Raw genomic sequence first — 21,152 nt, forward strand, 5'->3', positions numbered from 1 at the left:
GTACTGAGGTTTTAGTCTAGAGTACAGGGGTTTGTATTAAGACAGCCTCTACTAAACAGGGATTCTCCGGTGAAGTTCATAAAGCGTTTACTTATATTTTCATTGATTTGCATTATTCTTGGAGTCACAACAATCTTTGGCTTCTATTTTTATGTGAAATCAGATTTACCCGATGTGGCCACATTAAAAGACGTTCGATTACAGACGCCAATGCAAGTCTTTAGTCAAGATGGCAAACTCATCGCCCAATTTGGTGAGAAACGGCGTATTCCTCTAAAACTAGAGGAGATGCCTAAAGAACTGATAGAAGCCATTGTTGCCACCGAAGACTCCCGTTTTTACGAACATTATGGATTTGATCCTATCGGCATTACCCGAGCCGCCTTTGCTGTTGCCGCATCAGGCAGTGCTTCACAAGGGGCAAGTACCATTACCCAGCAGTTAGCTCGTAACTTCTTCTTATCTAATGAAAAGAAGATTATGCGAAAAATCAAAGAGATATTCATCGCTATTCACATTGAACAGCTCCTGACTAAAGATGAAATTCTTGAACTTTATCTGAATAAAATCTACCTCGGTTACCGTTCTTATGGAGTAGGCGCAGCAGCTCAAACCTATTTTGGAAAAGATGCAAAAGATTTGACGCTAGGTGAAATAGCCACTATTGCAGGTTTACCTAAAGCACCTTCAACCATGAACCCTATCCATTCGGTGGAACGAGCAACCCAACGTCGCAACGTAGTTCTGCTCCGAATGTTGTCTGAAAACTACATCACTGAACACGAATATGAACAAGCTCGAGCAGAAATATTGGATGCAAAATTCCATGGCGCTGAAATTGAATTACGAGCGCCTTATGTAGCTGAAATTGCTCGAGCATGGATGGTTGAGCGCTATGGTGAAGAAGATGCTTATACTTCAGGCATGAATATCTACACCACCATTGATTCAAAGCAACAACAAGCAGCGAACCAAGCTGCCATTGATAACTTACTTGCCTATGATGAACGACATGGTTACCGCGGAGCCGAGAAGGTGCTGTGGAAAGCGGGTCAAACTACTTGGGAAACCAATAAACTCAACACACATCTTCGCAGTGAACCCATCTATGGCGATCTTTTCCCTGCGGTTGTACTCAAGGTTGAACAGAAATCGGCGCAAGTATGGGTTAGAAACCATCACTTACAAAACATCGCATGGGAGGACATGAACTGGGCCAGACGTTTTATTAACGATGACCGACAAGGGCCATTGCCTAGTAAAGCCAGTGATATTTTGGTTGAGGGCGAGCAAATTTGGGTTCGTCGCCAAGAAAACCCTGATACCCAAGAGGCTTATTGGAAACTGAGCCAAGTTCCTAATGCCAATACCGCCTTTGTTGCCATGAATCCAGATAACGGGGCTGTTTTAGCACTGGTTGGAGGGTTTAACTTTGTGCACAGTAATTTCAACCGTGCAACTCAGTCGATCCGACAAGTAGGTTCTAGTATCAAACCTTTTATCTACTCTGCGGCCTTAGATAAGGGGCTAACCTTAGCGACGCTGATCAATGATGCACCAATTAACCAGTGGGATGAAGGTCAAGGTACGGCATGGAGACCCAAGAACTCACCGCCAACTTATATCGGCCCAACCCGTTTACGCATTGGCTTAGCTCAATCGAAGAACGTGATGGCGGTTCGAGTTCTCCGCGAAGTCGGCTTAGATGAAACTCGCCAATACTTAACTCGTTTTGGTTTCGAATTAAGCCAAGTTCCCCGTTCTGAAACCATCGCTTTAGGCGCCGGGAGTTTAACCCCTGTAAAAATGGCTCAGGGTTACTCAGTGTTTGCCAATGGAGGCTACTATGTCGAGCCTTTCTACATCAGTAAAGTCGAGAATACCCATGGAGAACTTGAATTTGCCGCAACCCCCAAAGCGGTGTGCCATCACGGTTGTCAAACGTCAACCAACGACTTTCATGAACAAGATGCAGACGCGCTTTATGCGCCTCAAGTTATCTCGGAACAAACCGCCTTTTTAATTCGAGAAATGCTCTACAGCAACATATGGGGAGGCGGTAACTGGCGTGATGGAACAGGCTGGAACGGAACGGGCTGGAGAGCTCAAGTATTAAAACGTCGTGATATTGGTGGAAAAACGGGAACCACCAATGATTCTAAAGATGCTTGGTATAACGGTTATGGTCCTGGAATCGTAGCCACCGCTTGGGTTGGCTTTGATGACCACAACCGCAATCTTGGAAAAACTATCCCTAATCCAAATATTGAGGATGATATTTCTGGTGCTGAGGCAGGAGCCAAAACCGCACAACCCGCATGGATTGATTTTATGCGCTCTGCTTTAGCCGATGTGGCCGTAGAAAATACTCCAATTCCGAAAAAGATTGTTCGCGTCAGAATTGATCGGGAAAGTGGTTTGTTAACGCATAAACTGGATTCCAGCTCCTTGTTTGAATATTTCATTCAAGGGACGGAACCCACCGAATATGTGACAGAAGATACCCAAGATATTTACTCATCTGATGGCGGAGATGGGCTCTTCTAATCCATATGGCCACCCTTATTCGGGTGGCCATTGATCGCATTGTTTACCATTATTGCTGATTGAGGCACGCTTTCATCGCTTGCGCCAGTTGTTCAAAACGTTGACGTAAAGGAGATCCCGGTCGATAAGCTAAGACGATCCGACGTGAAGGCTCTGGATTCACGGCCTTAATATAGCAAACACCATCTTTCACTTTTTCCTCAGGTAAAGAAAGCTGAGGCAATAAAGTAATACCAGAACCTGCAGCAACCATATTACGCAAGGTTTCTAAACTGGTAGCTTTAAACCGCTCATCATCTTTAGCTCCTGCGGCAAAACAAAACCCGAGGGCTTGATCTCGTAAACAATGCCCATCACCCAATGCCAGTACAGTCTTACCATTAAGCTCTAACATTTCGATTTCATTTCGCTGAGACCACTCATGATCACATGGCACCGCAATACTCATGGGTTCACAGAAAATATCGATCTCTTTAAAAGGTTCAGTCTCTTCCACCGAAGCAAGCACTAAGCAATCCAGTTTGCCTTCTTCCAATTGCTGCACCAATTGATGGGTCTGCGCTTCATGTAAGTACAATTCAAGATCAGGAAAGTGCTCTTTCAGGCTCGGAATTATGCGAGGTAACAAATAAGGGCCTAATGTAGGGATAAACCCAATATGCATCGGGCCACTCATCGCGCCCCCCTGTTGGCTCGCCATATCTTTAAACGTCTTAATTTCCGCTAAAATACGTTTCGCCTGATCAACCAGTTGTAGCCCAGAGTCCGTAAACAATACTCGACGGCTGCTTCGCTCCAGTAATACCGTACCTAATTCATCTTCCAACTTACGGATTTGACCGCTCAATGTCGGCTGGCTTACAAAACAAGCTTCTGCCGCTTTGCGAAAATGCTTATGTTCCGCAAGAGCGACTAAGTATTCAAAGTCTCGAATGTTCATTTTCTTTCCAGATAGGAGTTGCCTATCAAAACCATAACATTTTACGATTAGGTCTATCAAAGGTTTTCTGTATAATGGTCACAATAATATTGAGCAATATTCGTTAAGCTCATTCAGTATTGTTAAAACTAATAAGGAAATCATCATGTTTGCAGCAAAAGAAGGCCAACGCATTCCACAAGTTACTTTCCCACTTCGCCGAGGAGACAGTTGGGTGACGGTCACAAGTGATGAACTGTTTGCCGGTAAAACCGTCATCGTCTTCAGTTTACCCGGTGCTTTTACACCAACCTGTTCTTCTAGCCACTTACCACGCTACAACGAGCTATTTCCTGTTTTCAAAGAACACGGTATTGATGACATTCTTTGTGTTTCAGTCAATGACACGTTTGTTATGAATGCTTGGAAAGAGAGCCAAGAAGCAGACAATATCACCTTTATTCCAGATGGTAATGGCGACTTTACTCAAGGAATGGGCATGATGGTAGATAAGCAGGATCTGGGTTTTGGTCAGCGTTCTTGGCGTTATAGTATGCTGGTTAAAGATGGGGTGATCGACAAAATGTTTATTGAACCTAATGAACCTGGTGACCCATTTAAAGTCTCTGATGCTGACACTATGCTCAATTATGTAGCGCCAGAATACAAAACCCAAGAGTCGATCACGGTCTTTAGTAAACCGGGTTGCCCATTCTGCGCCAAAGCAAAACAATTATTGATTGATTCTAACTTGCAGTATGAAGAAGTGGTGCTGGGTAAAGACGCCACGAGCGTGAGCTTACGAGCCATTACAGGCCGTACTACCGTGCCACAGATTTTTATTGGTGGGAAGCATATCGGTGGCAGTGAAGAGTTAGAAGCCTTTTTACAAAAGTAATCTTCAATGCCTTCTTCAAACCCAGTTGATAACTGGGTTTTTTCTTTTTCACCAACATCTCGTATACTCCATTTTTTATCATGAGCACATGGACTATGGCTTGCAATGATTGTCATGAGCACTGGTTTTGGAAAAAAATAGGCCGCTGCCAGCGTTGTATGGATCAGCTCACTCTGTTATCGGTTGTTTGCTGGGTGGGCTGGTTTTGGTTATTTAGAGAGAACCCACGCAGTATTAGCTCGATTAGCTTACTCTTTGCAGGTTTTGCATTTAACGCCTTACTCTTTCTGCACTTATGGATGAAGTTTGTCGTCTTGCCTCGACGTCGACATCAAACAAAAAAGACTCCAACAAAAAAGCCCTAAAACGAAAGGAGTTTTAGGGCTCTCTTAGATCATTCTAAGAAAAAGCAGTGGTACAGTTATAGACTCAGCTTTTTCTTAATGGTTCCCAAGAAAATCGATCTTTATTGATCTTTTTTCTAATGCAAGATCATCGCCTCCATCACACCAATTCGGTCTTGATGATCATTCGTTCCACTAAGTTCACTTCTAGTGCTACTTCGTCACAAGCATGCTGACGTGGACACTGGCCACAATCTTTCAGTACTTTCTCTGGCAATAACGTTTTGGAGGTAGGAATGAAATCTAACTTCATGAAAAACTCTGGCGTGCGAGTAAGCACAAACACTTTTTTGATCGCCATTTGCCGCGCTTTTCTCACTAAGTGATCAACAATGGCGGATCCTTGCCCTTGACCTTGCCAACCCGCTTCTACCCCTAATGAGCGGATTTCCGCTAATCCAGAGTCATAGACATACAGGGAAGCACACCCCGTGATCTCGCCATTATGCTCAGCAACCACGAAAGAGCCGATATCACGCACAATTTCATTGCGTGACCGAGGTAAGTTTTCCCCCATATTGGCCCAATAAGCGACCATGCCTTCTAAGGTTTCAATATCGGTCAAACGAGCGGAGCGGACTTTGACTGACGCCGTATCCCGTTTTGCTAAACGCTTCTCGGCTTCATCCACCGCATAAGCGACTTGGTGAGGCGCAACCCCCCCTAACGCGCTCCGTTTTTCCAAACAAGATTCAATGGTCAGTATTGCGTACACATCGTCTTCAATGACCGCAGAGAACGCTTTTAATTCTTCAAGCGTCAACTCTTCTAATGCGCAACCTTTACCTATCGCGCCGACCACAGCCACACCAACAATATGGTGTGCTTCACGAAATGGAATCCCTTTCGCAACTAAGTAATCGGCCAGTTCCGTTGCATTCGCGTAGCCCTGTTTTGCCGCTTCTAAGGTACGCTCACCATTGACTTTAATACCATCGAAACACAAAGCTGCCATTTCCATGCAATCATTCCAAGTATCCAGCGCATCAAAGAGGCCTTCTTTGTCTTCTTGCATATCTTTGTTGTAGGCGAGAGGAAGTGCTTTTACTGTCATCATCATGCCCGCCAAAGCGCCATAAACCCGACCTGTTTTTCCTCTAATCAACTCTAACGCATCTGGGTTTTTCTTCTGTGGCATTAAAGAAGAGCCGGATGTCACGGTATCAGCTAATTCAATAAAGCCTGATTCTCCAGAGTTGTAGAAAATCATATCTTCCGCTAGGCGAGAAAGATGCAGCATAGAAATCGATGCAATTGACATCAATTCCATCACATGGTCACGGTCTGAAACCGAATCCAGTGAATTTCGAGTGGCGCGGCGAAATCCTAAGTTATAGGCTAATTTTTCACGATCAATGGCATAAGCCGTTCCTGCTAATGCGCCAGAGCCTAGAGGGCAAGTATCTAAACGTTTAATCGCATCATTTAAACGTGAATAGTCCCGTTCAAACATTTCAACATAAGCCAAACACCAGTGAGCAAATGTCACGGGCTGAGCACGCTGCAAATGGGTATAGCCTGGTAACACTGTACCTTGATGTTCCCGCGCAACCGCCACCATTTGGCTCTGCAAACGATCAAGCGCCAATAATAATTGTTGCCCTTGTTGGCGACACCAAAGCTTTAAATCAGTAGCAACTTGATCATTACGTGAGCGACCTGTATGCAGTTTTTTGCCTAAATCCCCCACTTTGCCGATCAGTTGCTGCTCAACCCAAGAATGAATATCTTCCGCATCAGACAGCAAAATCTGTTGAGGGTCTTCCATTACTTCTAGCTTTAACTCATTAAGTGCCAGCTCTAACTTTTGCTGCTCTTCTTCTGTCAAAACGTTGACCGATAACAGAGCTTTAGACCAAGCAATGGAGCCGATAATGTCTTGCTCAGCCAATCGATAGTCGAAGCGCAATGAATCATTAAACTCTTTGAATCTTGTATCTGCTGCTTGGGTAAATCTTCCGCCCCACAATGCCATTGCGTTTCTCCTAATGCTCACTATTCATTTGCTATGCTTCAATGTTATCTAGCCTGAATCAGGCAATTATTGCTTCTTGCAAAGTTACGGGAAGTTGAATAAAAAATAAAGTAAAAATTCACTTTTAAAACATATTTATTCAAACAACCCTGCTCAATATTAAAAATAAAGCCCGCTTGCAAAGCAAACGGGCCACCATCGATACGCTATTTCTGATTATTTATTTTAATGCTATTTCTTGCTTGCCGCATTTAATGCTTTAATGCGGCTAGACAAAGAATAAAGACGGATAAAGCCACCAGCATGGCTTTGGTCATAAACATCATCAGCGCCAAAGGTTGCAAACTCTTCAGAATATAAACTATTTTCTGAACGTTTTTGTGTGGCTGTTGCTTGCCCTTTGTAAAGTTTAATCACCACTTCACCATTCACATCTTCTGCCAACGCTTCCGCAGCGGCAAAAACAGACTGACGTAATGGAGTAAACCAACGGCCATCATAGACAAGATGCGAAGCTTTAATACCGAGTTCCTCACGGAATTCAAAAGAAGCTTTATCCAACACTAATTGTTCAACGGCACGTAGTGCTTCCATCATAATGGTGCCTCCAGGGGTTTCATAGCAACCACGAGACTTCATTCCCACTAAACGGTTTTCAACGATATCAATACGCCCAACCCCGTGTTTTGCACCTTTTTCATTTAAGTAAACTAAAGCTTGATAAGGAGAGAGCGACTGTCCATCCACCGCTACCACTTCCCCTTTTTCAACTTTGAGTGTTACATATTCAGCCTCATTAGGGGCTTGCTCAGGATCAACGGTCCACACCCAGCAATCTTCGTTCGGCGCATTCCATGTACTTTCTAACACGCCACCCTCGGTTGAGATATGCCATGCGTTTGCATCACGCGAATAAATTTTAGTAAGAGAAGCGGCACAGGGAATATTACGCTCAGCAAGGTAATCGAGACACTCTTCACGGCTAACAAGATCCCACTCGCGCCATGGTGCAATCACATGCAAATCTGGAGCTAAAGCCGCAAAAGCGCCTTCAAAACGAACTTGGTCATTACCCTTGCCGGTACAACCATGCGCGAGTGCATCTGCACCGACTTTACGTGCAATCTCGACTTGTGCTTTCGCAATAACAGGGCGTGCCATGGAGGTACCAAGTAGATATTTACCTTCATAGTAAGCTCCCGTTTTCAGGGTTGGGTAAATATAATCTTTAACCAGTTCATCTTTGAGATCCACGACATAACATTCAGAAGCACCGGAGGCGATGGCTTTTTCTTCAATGCCGACCAGCTCTTCTGCACCTTGCCCCACATCTGCGACAAAAGCGACCACTTCACAACCATAGTTTTCTTTTAACCATGGAATAATAACTGAGGTATCTAGACCGCCAGAATATGCAACAACCACTTTCTTTACTTGTACTTTACTCATTTTATCTCTCCAAATCCTGGCTCTGCGCTTGGCGGTCAGTGCTCAGGGTGACGTCCATTAATTCACTATGTTTTTACGATTAATCGAGCTGTTAACGAGGTAGGAAGCGGGTTCCGATACTCTCTCCTGCAAACAATTTACTCAATTTTTCAGGGTATCGCCAAGTGGCGACTTCAATAGGACGACCAAGATCATTTGCCGCTCCTAGTGCAGCTTTTACTTTGACTATCATGCCATCCGTAATGACTTTACCCGCAATCAGGGCATCCGCTTGCTGCTCATCAAGGCTAGCGAGTACATGACCTTTTCCATCAAGTACACCACTCACATCAGAGAGCAACACCAATTCCGCATCCAATGCTCCCGCAACCGCAACCGCAGCTTGATCAGCATTGACATTCATCATCTCGCCATCATCCGTTAAACCAATCGAGCTGATGATCGGCACAACCCCAACCTTTAACAAGGCTTGAACCACCGCAGGGTTACCCGGTGTTGCCAACCCTACCGCGCCTAACTCTGGGTCCAGTTGTTCAATATGGCATAATCCACCGTCGGCTAAACACAGGCCAACAGCATTAAGCCCATCTTTAATCGCCTGCCCTTGCAACATTTTATTGGCCGTTCCAGCAAGTGCACCAGTGATCACAGGGATCTGATCATAAGGCGTCACTCGCAGCCCCTCTTTTTTCACGGTTTTGAGTTGCAGCTTTTCCATCAGCTCATCGACTAAGTAACCTCCGCCATGAACAATCACAATCGGTCGCTGGGCTTGCTTCTGATATTGGGCAATCGCTCCAAATAATTTACTTAATGTCTCAGCACAAGAAAGTGCTGCCCCACCTAACTTAACGACCAGTGGATTTTGCTTATCCGTCATGTTTCATCCTTTACACTAAAGCAGTAAGCTCATCAAAGCCATAATGAATATTTAAACACTGCATGGCTTGGCTTGACGCTCCTTTCAACAAGTTATCAATCGCGGAAACCACAATAATATGCTCGCCACTGACCTTCCAACCAATATCACAAAATGGTGTTAATTCCACATCTTGAATGCGAGGCAGTGTGGTACTGTGTAAACGCACCGCGGGTTTACCTTGGTAAGCGTTCATGAAGGCTTGCGCAACCTGATTTTCGTTGGCTCCTTGAGCTAACTTCATGGTAATCGTCGCTAAAATTCCCCGTTTAAAATTGCCTAAGTGTGGTGTGAATATCACATCACAACCCAAATGAGCAGCAATTTCTGGTTGGTGACGATGAGTAAAAACACCGTAAGGTTGCAAACTCACTTCGCAAAAACTGTTGGTCATGGTGGCTTTACGACCCGCACCAGAAACGCCACTCACGGCATTAATTACTGGCCACTGAGTTTCATCGATAAGCCCTTCAACCAGTAAAGGTTTCACCGCCAACTGAGAAGCGGTGGGATAACATCCCGCCACCGCCACTAACTGACTTTCAGCAATCGCAGAGGCATTCCATTCTGCCAAGCCATAGGCCGCTTTCTCCAACCATGCATGATGCTGATGTTTAAATCCATAAAATTGGGTATAGAAAGCTTCATCCTGAACCCGATAAGCACCGGATAAATCAAAAACCTGACAACCTTGTGCCAGAAATAGGGGGGCAAGGTCATGGCTCACTTCATGTGCTGTCGCTAAGAAAACGACATCACACGATTTCGCTACTGGTTCAACATCCACCAAAGGCTGCACGGGCATATCCAATAAGCCAGCAAGCTTTCCATGCAGTTGACCAATAGACTTTCCTGCATCGACACTATTGGCGGAAACATATAAACCTGATAGCGTGAGCTTTGGGTGTTTTTTTACCATCAGAGCGAGCTCCGCTCCGGTATAACCGCTTGCACCGATGATTATCGTTTTTAGCATCTCAACACATCCAACATTCGGGTAAAAAACCATATTAACAAAATGATTATTCATTTAAACAAATACCGCTTTAAATGGTTTTTTATTCATAAAAAGTGATTTAATATGTGTTTTACATTCTCAGCGTTATTCTGTCAATAGTAGGAGCCAAGATAATATGCCATTACCCAGCTTCCTTGAGGTTTATGAAGGTCTCATTTCAACCTCTTCAATTAGCTCCACCGATCCAAAGTGGGATCAAGGTAACGAACAGGTCATCACCAAACTGGCTGATTGGCTAACTGCACTTGGCTTTAAGGTTGAGGTTAGTGAGATTGCCCCTGGTAAATACAACTTACTGGGTAAAAAAGGCGAAGGTGAAGGTGGATTATTGCTTTCCGGCCACAGTGATACCGTTCCTTTTGACGAAGGGCGCTGGAATTTCAATCCTCATGCTCTCACAGAAGCCAATAATCGTTTCTATGGTCTAGGCACTGCCGACATGAAAGGATTTTTTGCTTTTATTTTTGAAGCCGTCAAAACTCTTGATTGGAGTCAGCAGAAAAAACCGTTATATGTCTTGGCCACCTGTGATGAAGAAACGACCATGTTAGGTGCTCGTCATTTTACCCAGCACCCCTCTTGTCAGCCTGACTACTGTATTATTGGTGAACCCACCAGTTTGGTTCCTGTGTATGGCCATAAAGGCCACGTGGCTAATGCCATTCGAGTGACCGGACAATCGGGGCACTCCTCCAATCCTGCGTTAGGGGTTAACGCAATAGAGATCATGTATGAAGTGATGTTTGCTTTGATGCAACTGCGCGATAAATTGATCAAAGAATATCGCCATCCAGGCTTTGACATTCCTCACCCAACCTTAAACCTCGGCCATATTCATGGTGGGGATAGCCCCAACCGAATTTGTGGCTGTTGTGAGCTCCATTATGATGTTCGCCCACTGCCGGGCATCAGTTTGGATGGGTTAGATAATTTGCTCCGTGGTGCCCTAAAAGAGGTGCAAGATAAATGGCCTGGCCGTATTGCTATCGAGCCTCTGCATGAGGCAATCCCAGGTTATGAATGCCCACATGATCACCCGTTTATCCATGGCGTCAGTGAACTTTGTCAGCAACCGGCTCAAACCGTAAATTACTGCACAGAAGCTCCCTTTTTACAGCAGCTCTGCCCAACACTAGTATTGGGACCCGGTTCCATTGATCAAGCCCACCAGCCAGATGAGTTCTTAGCGTTTGAATTTATCGAGCCCACTATCCATATTCTTTGCCAAGCGATGCGGAAATATTGCTTTTAATATCTAAAATCCTTATTTCTCCTGAGTCATGAATCATCACTCAGGAGAAATTGTAAGAAAATTTCAACAATATCTGACATTTTATTACACATCATTCAACATTTACTCCATATCGATAAATGAAATCTTAGTCTGCTTTGTTTGACTATACTGGACAAACTTCGCTAGATTGTGTAATTAAACAGAAGAACATTGGATGTAATTTTTTTACAAGGCAGGATGACAATGAATGAAAAGTACGCCGCTCTGAAAAGTAACGTAAGAATGCTGGGCCAACTACTAGGGCAAACTATCCAAGATGCGGATGGTGACGTTATTTTAGAAAAAGTAGAAACCATCCGACAACTATCCAAATCCGCACGTGCAGGTAATCAAGCTGATCGTGAACAGCTCATTGAAGAGATTAAGAATTTAAAAAACGACCAATTGACACCCGTTGCTCGTGCATTTAACCAATTTCTCAACCTCACCAATATTGCCGATCAATACCATACGATTTCTCGCCATGGTGGTGAGCATTCCAATGAACCTGATGCGCTGCAAAGCTTATTTGCTAAATTAGCCGATAACCACATCAGCAAATTAGACAGCGCACAGGCGATCCGTGATCTCAATATTGAATTAGTGCTCACGGCACACCCGACAGAAATCACTCGTCGCACCATGATTAACAACTTGGTGAAAATCAACGAATGTCTGTCTGAATTAGAATTGACTGACCTTTCGACGAAAGAACGCCATAAAACTGAGCGTCGATTAGAACAGCTTATCGCTCAAGGTTGGCATTCTGATGTGATTCGCAAACAACGCCCCACCCCGCTTGATGAAGCGAAATGGGGCTTTGCTGTGGTTGAAAACTCTTTGTGGCAAGCGGTTCCTGAGTTTTTACGTGAGTTGGATGAAAGCGTAAAAGGTTACTTAGGTGAAGGGCTTCCGATTGATGCGCGTCCGGTTCACTTCTCATCATGGATGGGAGGAGACCGAGATGGAAACCCATTTGTTACCCACACCATTACTCGTGAAGTGTTACTGCTCTCTCGCTGGAAAGCCGCCGATTTATACCTTACGGATATCAATGAATTAATCAGTGAACTGTCTATGACCAAATGCAATGATGCCTTGCGCGCATTGGCCGGCGAAGATGTTCACGAACCTTATCGTGCGGTACTCAAAGGCATTCGTTCCCTGTTGCAAGACACCCTAGCGATTTTGGATAGTAAAATCCATGGTCAAAAGCTTGCGGTCAAAGCCCCCTTACAAAACATCAGTCAGCTTTGGGATCCTCTCTATGCTTGTTACCGCTCACTACACGAATGTGGAATGGGTGTCATTGCCGATGGTTCCTTGCTTGACACCCTTCGCCGCGTCAAAGCATTCGGTGTACATTTAGTTCGTCTCGATATTCGTCAAGAAAGCACTCGCCACTCGGATGTATTATCAGAATTAACGCGCTACTTGGGCATTGGTGATTATGATCAATGGAGCGAACAAGATAAAATCGCTTTCCTAACCAATGAATTAAGTTCTAAGCGGCCACTATTACCTCTCGACTGGGAACCATCCGAACCAGTAAAAGAAGTATTAGATACCTGTAAAATCATCGCAGCTCAACCGCGTGATGCCTTTGGTGCTTATGTCATCTCGATGGCAAGAACCGCCTCTGATGTCTTAGCCGTCCACTTGCTATTACAAGAATCTGGCTGCCCATACCGCATGGATGTCTGCCCACTGTTTGAAACGTTGGAAGATTTAAACAATGCAGAAAGCGTCATTAAACAATTAATGAGCATTGACCTTTACCGTGGTTTTATCCAAAACCATCAAATGGTCATGATCGGCTACTCGGACTCAGCAAAAGATGCGGGCGTCATGTCTGCTGGCTGGGCTCAGTACAGCGCTATGGAAGCCTTAGTGAAAGTGGCCGAAGACGAAGGTGTTGAACTAACACTCTTCCACGGTCGCGGTGGTACCATTGGTCGTGGGGGGGCTCCGGCTCATGCTGCACTGCTTTCTCAGCCACCCAAAAGTTTACAAGGTGGGCTACGCGTTACCGAGCAAGGGGAAATGATCCGCTTTAAACTTGGCTTACCTGAAGTGGCTGTCAATAGCTTTAACCTCTATGCCAGTGCCATTTTAGAAGCCAATCTACTACCGCCTCCCGAGCCAAAACAAGAATGGCGCGATCTGATGGAAGTGCTATCTGAAGTCTCTTGCGAAGCCTACCGAGCCGTGGTTCGTGGTGAGCCTGACTTTGTTCCCTACTTCCGTCAAGCGACACCAGAACAAGAGCTTGGCAAACTGCCACTCGGCTCTCGCCCTGCAAAACGAAATCCAAGCGGTGGGGTAGAAAGCTTGCGTGCTATTCCATGGATCTTCTCATGGAGCCAAAACCGTTTAGTACTGCCCGCTTGGCTGGGTGCCGGTGAAGCGATTCAGTACTCCATCGATAAAGGCCATCAAGCCTTGCTAGAAGAAATGTGCCGTGAGTGGCCATTCTTCTCTACACGTTTGGGAATGCTGGAAATGGTGTACACCAAATGTAACATTGATATTTCTCGCTATTATGATGAACGTTTAGTCGAGGCCTCTTTACGTCCGCTGGGAGAACGCTTACGCGCTCAACTACAAAAAGACATTAAAGCGGTCTTAAATGTCGAAAATAATGAGAACTTGATGCAAAGTGATCCTTGGGGACATGAATCGATCCGCCTGCGTAACATCTATGTTGAGCCACTCAACATGTTGCAAGCGGAGCTTCTGTATCGGACTCGTCAATCTGAAGGATCCGACCCTGAATTAGAAGAAGCCCTCATGGTCACCATCGCTGGAATTGCAGCTGGAATGCGCAACACTGGTTAAGATCGGCAGCATAAAATACTAATTCATTACAAAAGGCCACATCATTGTGGCCTTTTATTTTTATAGCTATATTTTATTGAGAATAATATCAGTTTTTTGAAGCAAATAACTTTTTTATTCTACTTTATGCTTATTATTTAGATATACTACTCCGCTCTTGCGATATTCTTTTAAATATTCCAAATCGCAGTCAGATATGCAAAGACATATCAATTCTAGGTGATAAACGGCTTTAAAGGTGACACTTCTCAGTACTGGATTACTGAGATAAGACTGATACCTTACGTCACAGAGTGCCAATAGAAGCACACGAGATGGTTAAGTCTATTTGTGAAGTTTATTAACCATTTGGATTGAAGACATGTCATTACCACACGTTATACTCACTGTTCTTAGTACCCGTGACGCCACTGGGTACGATATCACTAAAGAGTTTTCTGCCAGTATTGGCTATTTCTGGAAAGCCAGTCACCAACAAGTTTATCGAGAACTGAATAAAATGGGGCAACAAGGTTTAGTGACTTGCGTACTAGAGCCTCAAGAAGGGAAACCCGATCGTAAAGTTTATTCCATTACGGATGCAGGCCGAGCTGCATTAGGCGAATGGTTTGATCAACCAACCGCTCACCCGACCGTTAGAGATGAGTTTAGTGCAAAACTCATGGCCTGCTCGGTACAGTCCGCCACGCCTTATCTCGCCCAATTACGTGAATTAATTGAAGAGTCACGCAAATTAGTTATTCATTATCAAGAAATTGAAGCCGCTTACTACGCTAACCCCGCCATGATGGATAAACAGCAACGTCTAGAACGTTTAACGCTACGTCGGAATTTATTCACTCGCCAAGCATGGATTAGTTGGGCAGAAGAAGTGATTGCTGAATTTGAACAGATGGCTTAAGCCAATAAGCCGCATAAAAAAAGATGATGCCAGAGTGCATCATCTTTTTTATTAGCATCAACCATCTCGCGTTGAAGTGGTATTAAATGCCATCTCCACCCATAAAGGTTTGAGAACGCCCATTAAACTGCTGATCCATATCTAATGAAGGCTTATCCGTTTTCGGTCGTCCAACGATACGCGCAGGTACACCAGCGACCGTGGTATGAGCAGGAACAGGTTGTAACACTACTGAACAAGAGCCGATTTTCGCCCCTTCTCCCACTTCGATATTACCGAGTATTTTTGCTCCGGCACCGATCATCACGCCTTCACGGATTTTTGGATGACGATCGCCCCCTTCTTTACCCGTTCCGCCTAAGGTCACATCTTGCAAAATAGAGACATCATTTTCCACTACGGCGGTTTCACCAATAACGATGCCTGTCGCATGGTCAAGCATAATGCCTCGACCAATCTTAGCGGCAGGGTGAATATCCACCTGACACGCCACTGAAATTTGATTCTGCAGATACGTAGCTAACGCAATACGCCCTTGTTTCCATAACCAATTCGCCACACGATAACCTTGCAAAGCATGGTAACCTTTCAAATACAGTAATGGCATTGAATACATAGAAACCGCTGGGTCACGGTTAACCGTCGCACAAATATCACAAGCGGCGGACTCTGCAATTTTAGGATCGGAAGCAAACGCTTCTTCAACCACTTCACGCACCGCCATTGCGGGCATCGATGCCGTGCTGAGTTTATTCGCCAAGATATAGCTTAATGCGGCAGATAAACTGTCGTGCTTGATGATCGTCGCATGATAAAAGCTCGCCAGCATTGGCTCTTGCTCAGATTGCTCACGCGCTTCTTTAATAATGGTTTGCCAAACTTTAACTTGTGCGCAATGTTTCATGGTTTCTTCTGCCCCTACGAAGCTTCACTACAGATTGTACGTAATGATGAAATGTCTGTCTTTCACTTCGCTTTTTTCCCGTCCGCTGTTGTTCAACAGACATTATACGTCGTTATCGTTCCGCTTTTTTATCACGGGCAAGTAAATCTTGCGCCGCCAAACGAGCATCTTTTCCCTGATATAATACTTGGTAAATTTGCTCAACGATGGGCATTTCAACCCCCATTCGTTGAGCCAGCAGCCACACTTCTTTGGTATTGCGGTAACCTTCCACCACTTGGCCTATTTCCTGTTGTGCCGACTCCACTTCTTTTCCTTGCCCCAGAGCCAAGCCAAAACGACGATTTCGAGACTGATTGTCAGTACAGGTTAACACTAAGTCACCTAACCCAGCCATCCCCATGAAGGTTTCTGCTTGTGCTCCCAATGCAGCACCTAACCGACACATTTCAGCTAAACCGCGGGTGATTAGTGCGGTGCGGGCATTCGCACCAAAGCCAATACCATCTGACATTCCCGCACCAATAGCGATAACATTTTTCACCGCCCCCCCCAGTTGTATACCAATAAAGTCACTATTGGCATACACCCGAAAGGTTTTACTACAGTGAATTTTTTCCTGTAACTCTTCCACAAACTGCGCATCAGGTGAAGCAACTGAAATCGCCGTTGGCATTCCCATTGCCAGTTCTTTAGCAAACGTTGGCCCAGAAAGAACCGCTAGAGGAATATCATGCCCAACTACTTCATACGCAACATCCTGTAATAATCGCCCAGTTTCTGGCTCTAATCCTTTGGTTGCCCAACAAATCCGGCTATCTTCACGTAAATATGGTTGTAAACTGCGCAAGACAAGGCCAAAAACATGGCTAGGAACCACAATCAACAGATCTCGGCTGGCTTGTACAGCTTTAGCAAGATCGGATTCCACAATTAAGCTAGAAGGAAATTCGATTCCCGGTAGAAATTCATGGTTCGCTCTATCGGCTTGCAAGCGCGCCATGTGATCGGGTTCATGCCCCCATAGCACGATATTAGCCCCATTACGAGCCAAAGAAATGGCTAGAGCGGTTCCATAAGAACCTGCACCGATCACCGTCATGCTAATTGCTTTTGCGTAGACACTATTTGTCTTTGGGTTTGTCATCTTTCCGCCTGATAGATAGCCATCGTGTTGCTGCCAAAAGGGATAAACTGGAAACGCCACTTAATTCTGGAAGAAATAAAAATGCACATCGCATCACTCAATGAGCTGCTCTGTGCATTGTATGTTACCTTACATTGAGGCAAAAAACCGTAACGGATTATGCTTCGCTTGCTGCCTCACTCGTGGCTTGCTGTTGTAGGTAATTCATAAAGAGCGCATCAAAGTTGACCGGAGCCAAGTTTAATTGTGGGAAAGTACCTTTCACGACTAGGCTAGAAATGGTTTCACGCGCATAAGGGAACAGGATGTTAGGACAGAAAGCACCCAAACAGTGAGCCAATTGACCCGCATCCATCTGCTCTGCGGTAAAAATCCCACCTTGTTGAACTTCACATAGAAAAGCCGTCTCTTCTGCATTTTTTACGGTAACGGTGAGGCGTAATACCACTTCATAAACGCCTTCGCCTAGCTCACGACTCTGAGTATCAAGATCCAGTTTCACATCTGGATTCCACTCTTTTTGGAACATAGTCGGTGAGTTTGGCGCTTCAAAAGAGACGTCTTTTAGGAAAATACGTTGAATGGCAAAATTTTGTTGTGGGGCTTGTTGTTGTGCGGCTTCAGCCATAATTTCGTCCTTAATACTGTTCAATTCGGATAAGAAAGTGAGTGTTCTGAGACTAAACGAGAGTGGATAAAATCACTAGATGAAAGACCGAATACGTGGCAAACATCACAACTCGTGTAGATGAGCGCTGATTTATTCATCAGCCTCGGTAGAACCTAACGGCAAGATCTACTTCTTGCCGCGAACAAGGGGCAACTTGGCGTCGCTCCACGCGACTAATCCATTCTTTAACAAGCTGACATTTTCAAAACCAGCTTTAACCAACACAGTGGCGATCTCTCGCGCAGCATGGCCTGTTTTGCATACCACAATAATGGGGTCTGCTTTATGTTTTTCAATCCCAACTAAGTTACCGGCCTTAATTTCTGACGGTAAAATGTGAACAGCATCGGTAATATGCCCTTGCTTAAACTCATCTTTCGTCCGGATATCAACGACAATGCCGTTTTCACGGTTCATCAAATGAGTCACTTGAGAAGGGCTGATTTCTTTAAATACTGCGGTTGAAGACTTATAAATATTAAGAATCAAGGCAACAAAAACGCCAACCCAAGCGAGGGATAAAATCATATTTTGTTGGAAAAACTGTATGTACTCTTGCATATCCTGTGCTCTTGCAATGGTGGTTCAAAACAGTGATGAAGTATAACGAGGTTGCTAGCCTGACGCGAGTGCTAAGCACGAGGAAACGGAAAAGCCGTGATCTTATCGATATGATCTTCACCCAGAGCCAGCATGATCAGTCGATCAATTCCCAGAGCCACCCCCGAACAAGGGGGTAAACCTGCCTCTAACGCGGCAATTAAGTGATCATCAATCGGCTGCTCAACCAACCCCATCATAAGGCGCTTAGCATTATCCTGTTCAAAACGGGTACGTTGCTCTTGCGGATCATCCAACTCATGAAACCCGTTCGCTAACTCAATTCCCTTAAAATAGACTTCAAAGCGGTCCGCAACACGAGGATCTTGAGGATTAACTTTAGCTAATGCCGCCTGTGATGCTGGGAAATCGTAGACAAAAATCGGCACCTGCTGACCAATATGCGGTTCAATCCCGATACTAAACAGCAACTGTAATAAGGTATCTCTATCTTGCTCTGGCTGCGCAATATCACTCAGCCCCAACCTCTCAGCGGCTTGCTTAAGTTCCGTCATGGTACTTTCTAACGGGCATACCGATAACACGTTTTGAAAAACCTGCTGATAGGTGATTCTGCCTGCACTTGAAGTCGAAAGAACCGTTTGCAATAGCGCATCGACCTCATCCATTAAGTTATGATGATCAAAGCCGACTCGATACCACTCAAGCATAGTAAATTCTGGGTTATGGTAACGGCCATTTTCTTCATTTCGAAAGGCCTTACCCAATTGATAAATGGACCCACTTCCTGCCGCCAACAGCCGCTTCATATGAAATTCAGGGCTGGTCATTAAATAAAGTTTTTTTCCTTGCGCATAACCTGGGCCAACAAATTCTGTTTGAAACGTTTGTAAATGAATATCCGTCACTGTCGCATGGCTAATCGCCGGTGTTTCCACCTCTAATACTTCTCGCTCAGCAAAAAACAGGCGAATATTCTGCAATAAACGCGCACGCTTCCGAAGTTGTTGAATTGATGCACTTGGCATCCATAATGACTGATTCATAAATACGGTAGGTTAATCCTAAGAAAAACGTATTTTACTCGCTGAAAACAAAAAACCCAACCAGTGAAGCTGGGTTTAATTTTGTGATTAATATCACACAAAGAATAATAAGTATGCTTACTCTTTCATTACCGGAGCAAAAGCCTAACAAAATCAATTTTTTCTTACCCTTCCTCTTCTAAACTAAACGCTACCACTTTGGTACAGGTAGCCTGATCAGAAAAAGAAGCCTTGCTTCAATCGAATCTCGCTACGCATAACAATCAGGGACTACACTGATCCCCATAATAATCACAACACTGGAGGATAACTGTGCAAACGATTACCACAGATATCGCAGTCATCGGCGCTGGTGGCGCTGGTCTTCGTACTGCTATTGCAGCGGCTGAAGCAAACCCAAACTTGGAAGTCGCGCTTATTTCCAAAGTTTACCCAATGCGTTCTCATACGGTCGCTGCCGAAGGTGGCTCCGCAGCAGTTATCAAGGAAGAAGACAGCTTAGATAACCACTTCAACGATACCGTTGGTGGTGGTGACTGGTTGTGTGAACAGGATGTCGTAGAATATTTCGTTGCGAATTCAACACGTGAAATGATCCAAATGGAGCAATGGGGCTGCCCTTGGAGTCGTAAAGACAACGGGGAAGTCAACGTGCGCCGGTTTGGTGGCATGAAAGTCGAGCGGACTTGGTTTGCTGCCGATAAAACCGGCTTCCATATGCTGCATACTCTATTCCAAACTTCAATGAAGTACCCACAAATCAACCGTTTTGATGAGTACTTTGTGGTGGACTTATTGGTGGTAGAAGGTGAAGTTCAAGGCCTTATCGCTATTCATATGGCAGAAGGTGAACTGGTCACGATCAAAGCTAAATCAGTGGTGCTTGCAACTGGTGGTGCGGGGCGTGTTTATCACTGTAATACCAACGGTGGTATCGTAACAGGCGATGGTATGGCAATGGCTTATCGTCATGGTGTACCACTGCGTGATATGGAATTTGTCCAATATCACCCCACCGGTCTACCCGGTACTGGCATCTTGATGACTGAAGGTTGTCGGGGGGAAGGCGGCATCATCGTTAACAAAAACGGTTACCGCTACCTACAAGATTATGGCATGGGGCCAGAAACTCCGGTTGGCCAGCCCAAAAACAAATACATGGAACTTGGCCCACGAGACAAAGTGTCACAAGCTTTCTGGCATGAACAGCAAAAAGGCAACACCATCAAACACCCACTGGGTGATGTGGTACACCTTGATCTACGCCATCTCGGCGAAGAGTATCTGCAAGAGCGTCTGCCGTTCATCTGTGAACTGGCGAAAGCTTATGTCAACGTTGATCCTGCCAAAGAGCCGATCCCAATTCGCCCAACCGTGCATTACACCATGGGCGGTATTGAAACCAATGGTCAATGTGAAACTCGCATCCAAGGTCTTTTTGCTGTGGGTGAGTGTGCGTCTGTGGGCTTGCACGGAGCCAACCGTTTAGGGTCAAACTCATTGGCAGAATTTGTGGTCTTTGGCCGGGTGGCGGGTGAGCATGCCGTACAACGTGCTGAAGCGTTCAAAGGTTGGAATGACCAAGCTATCGCAGAACAAGTGAAAGCGGTAGAAGCCCGTCTTAACGCGCTGATGAACCAAGAAGGCGATGAAAACTGGGCCACCATCCGAACTGAAATGGGT

17 protein-coding genes are annotated in these 21,152 nt (G+C 45.0%); 7 read left to right on the forward strand and 10 right to left on the reverse strand.

The annotated features are described in order from the left end of the window. Positions 1-69 precede the first annotated feature (69 nt). A complete protein-coding gene (locus tag B5D54_RS11695) occupies positions 70-2,547 on the forward strand; it encodes a penicillin-binding protein 1A (RefSeq protein WP_078926722.1) in 2,478 nt (825 codons plus the stop codon). Positions 2,548-2,596: 49 nt separating this feature from the next. Here B5D54_RS11695 and oxyR read toward each other — a convergent pair whose 3' ends face one another. After that, complete coding sequence (oxyR, locus tag B5D54_RS11700; RefSeq protein ID WP_078926723.1) at positions 2,597-3,487, reverse strand: DNA-binding transcriptional regulator OxyR; 891 nt, start codon at positions 3,485-3,487, stop codon at positions 2,597-2,599. A gap of 145 nt (positions 3,488-3,632) precedes the next feature. Here oxyR and B5D54_RS11705 point away from each other — a divergent pair, with 145 nt between their 5' ends. Both B5D54_RS11705 and B5D54_RS11710 read left to right on the forward strand, forming a co-directional pair. Then, positions 3,633-4,364 carry a glutathione peroxidase gene (locus B5D54_RS11705; protein ID WP_078926724.1) on the forward strand — a complete coding sequence of 244 codons (732 nt, stop codon included), beginning with the start codon at positions 3,633-3,635 and terminating at the stop codon, positions 4,362-4,364. Positions 4,365-4,459: 95 nt separating this feature from the next. Continuing rightward, a complete protein-coding gene (locus tag B5D54_RS11710; protein WP_078926725.1) occupies positions 4,460-4,729 on the forward strand; it encodes a DUF3624 domain-containing protein in 270 nt (89 codons plus the stop codon). 139 nt (positions 4,730-4,868) lie between these two features. Here the strand turns inward: B5D54_RS11710 and argH are convergent, their stop codons facing one another. The 4 genes from argH to argC form a co-directional block, all read right to left on the reverse strand. Further along, a complete protein-coding gene (gene argH / locus B5D54_RS11715) occupies positions 4,869-6,743 on the reverse strand; it encodes an argininosuccinate lyase (protein ID WP_078926726.1) in 1,875 nt (624 codons plus the stop codon). Positions 6,744-6,974: 231 nt separating this feature from the next. Further along, positions 6,975-8,192 (reverse strand): argininosuccinate synthase, encoded by a 1,218-nt coding sequence (locus B5D54_RS11720; RefSeq protein WP_078926727.1) that lies wholly within the window; start codon positions 8,190-8,192, stop codon positions 6,975-6,977. A gap of 91 nt (positions 8,193-8,283) precedes the next feature. Continuing rightward, positions 8,284-9,072: an acetylglutamate kinase gene (gene argB / locus B5D54_RS11725; RefSeq protein WP_078926728.1), complete on the reverse strand. Its 789-nt coding sequence runs from the start codon at positions 9,070-9,072 to the stop codon at positions 8,284-8,286. A 10-nt stretch (positions 9,073-9,082) separates the two neighbouring features. Beyond that, positions 9,083-10,087 (reverse strand): N-acetyl-gamma-glutamyl-phosphate reductase, encoded by a 1,005-nt coding sequence (gene argC, locus B5D54_RS11730; RefSeq protein ID WP_078926742.1) that lies wholly within the window; start codon positions 10,085-10,087, stop codon positions 9,083-9,085. A gap of 157 nt (positions 10,088-10,244) precedes the next feature. On the opposite strand from argC, the gene argE reads away from it, so the two are divergent. The 3 genes from argE to B5D54_RS11745 all read left to right on the forward strand — a co-directional run bounded on the left by argE (position 10,245) and on the right by B5D54_RS11745 (position 15,141). Continuing rightward, a complete protein-coding gene (argE, locus tag B5D54_RS11735; protein WP_078926729.1) occupies positions 10,245-11,381 on the forward strand; it encodes an acetylornithine deacetylase in 1,137 nt (378 codons plus the stop codon). Positions 11,382-11,606: 225 nt separating this feature from the next. After that, on the forward strand, positions 11,607-14,240 hold the full coding sequence (gene ppc, locus B5D54_RS11740) for a phosphoenolpyruvate carboxylase (RefSeq protein WP_078926730.1): 2,634 nt from the start codon (positions 11,607-11,609) through the stop codon (positions 14,238-14,240). A gap of 361 nt (positions 14,241-14,601) precedes the next feature. After that, positions 14,602-15,141 (forward strand): PadR family transcriptional regulator, encoded by a 540-nt coding sequence (locus tag B5D54_RS11745; protein WP_078926731.1) that lies wholly within the window; start codon positions 14,602-14,604, stop codon positions 15,139-15,141. 82 nt (positions 15,142-15,223) lie between these two features. Here the strand turns inward: B5D54_RS11745 and cysE are convergent, their stop codons facing one another. The 5 genes from cysE to epmA all read right to left on the reverse strand — a co-directional run bounded on the left by cysE (position 15,224) and on the right by epmA (position 19,469). Continuing rightward, entirely contained in the window at positions 15,224-16,045 is an 822-nt protein-coding gene (cysE, locus tag B5D54_RS11750) for a serine O-acetyltransferase (protein ID WP_078926732.1), read from the reverse strand. Between the two features lie 112 nt (positions 16,046-16,157). Next, on the reverse strand, positions 16,158-17,192 hold the full coding sequence (gpsA, locus tag B5D54_RS11755) for an NAD(P)H-dependent glycerol-3-phosphate dehydrogenase (RefSeq protein ID WP_078926733.1): 1,035 nt from the start codon (positions 17,190-17,192) through the stop codon (positions 16,158-16,160). A 157-nt stretch (positions 17,193-17,349) separates the two neighbouring features. Continuing rightward, positions 17,350-17,820, reverse strand: a complete 471-nt coding sequence (gene secB / locus B5D54_RS11760; protein WP_078926734.1) for a protein-export chaperone SecB — start codon at positions 17,818-17,820, stop codon at positions 17,350-17,352. Positions 17,821-17,988: 168 nt separating this feature from the next. Beyond that, complete coding sequence (locus B5D54_RS11765) at positions 17,989-18,423, reverse strand: rhodanese-like domain-containing protein (RefSeq protein WP_078926735.1); 435 nt, start codon at positions 18,421-18,423, stop codon at positions 17,989-17,991. A 71-nt stretch (positions 18,424-18,494) separates the two neighbouring features. After that, complete coding sequence (gene epmA, locus B5D54_RS11770; RefSeq protein ID WP_078926736.1) at positions 18,495-19,469, reverse strand: elongation factor P--(R)-beta-lysine ligase; 975 nt, start codon at positions 19,467-19,469, stop codon at positions 18,495-18,497. A gap of 312 nt (positions 19,470-19,781) precedes the next feature. Here epmA and frdA point away from each other — a divergent pair. Then, a partial coding sequence (gene frdA, locus B5D54_RS11775; RefSeq protein WP_078926737.1) for a fumarate reductase (quinol) flavoprotein subunit occupies positions 19,782-21,152 on the forward strand: 1,371 nt, incomplete at its 3' end.

Source organism: Vibrio cincinnatiensis DSM 19608 (assembly GCF_900167345.1).
Lineage (GTDB): Bacteria > Pseudomonadota > Gammaproteobacteria > Enterobacterales > Vibrionaceae > Vibrio > Vibrio cincinnatiensis.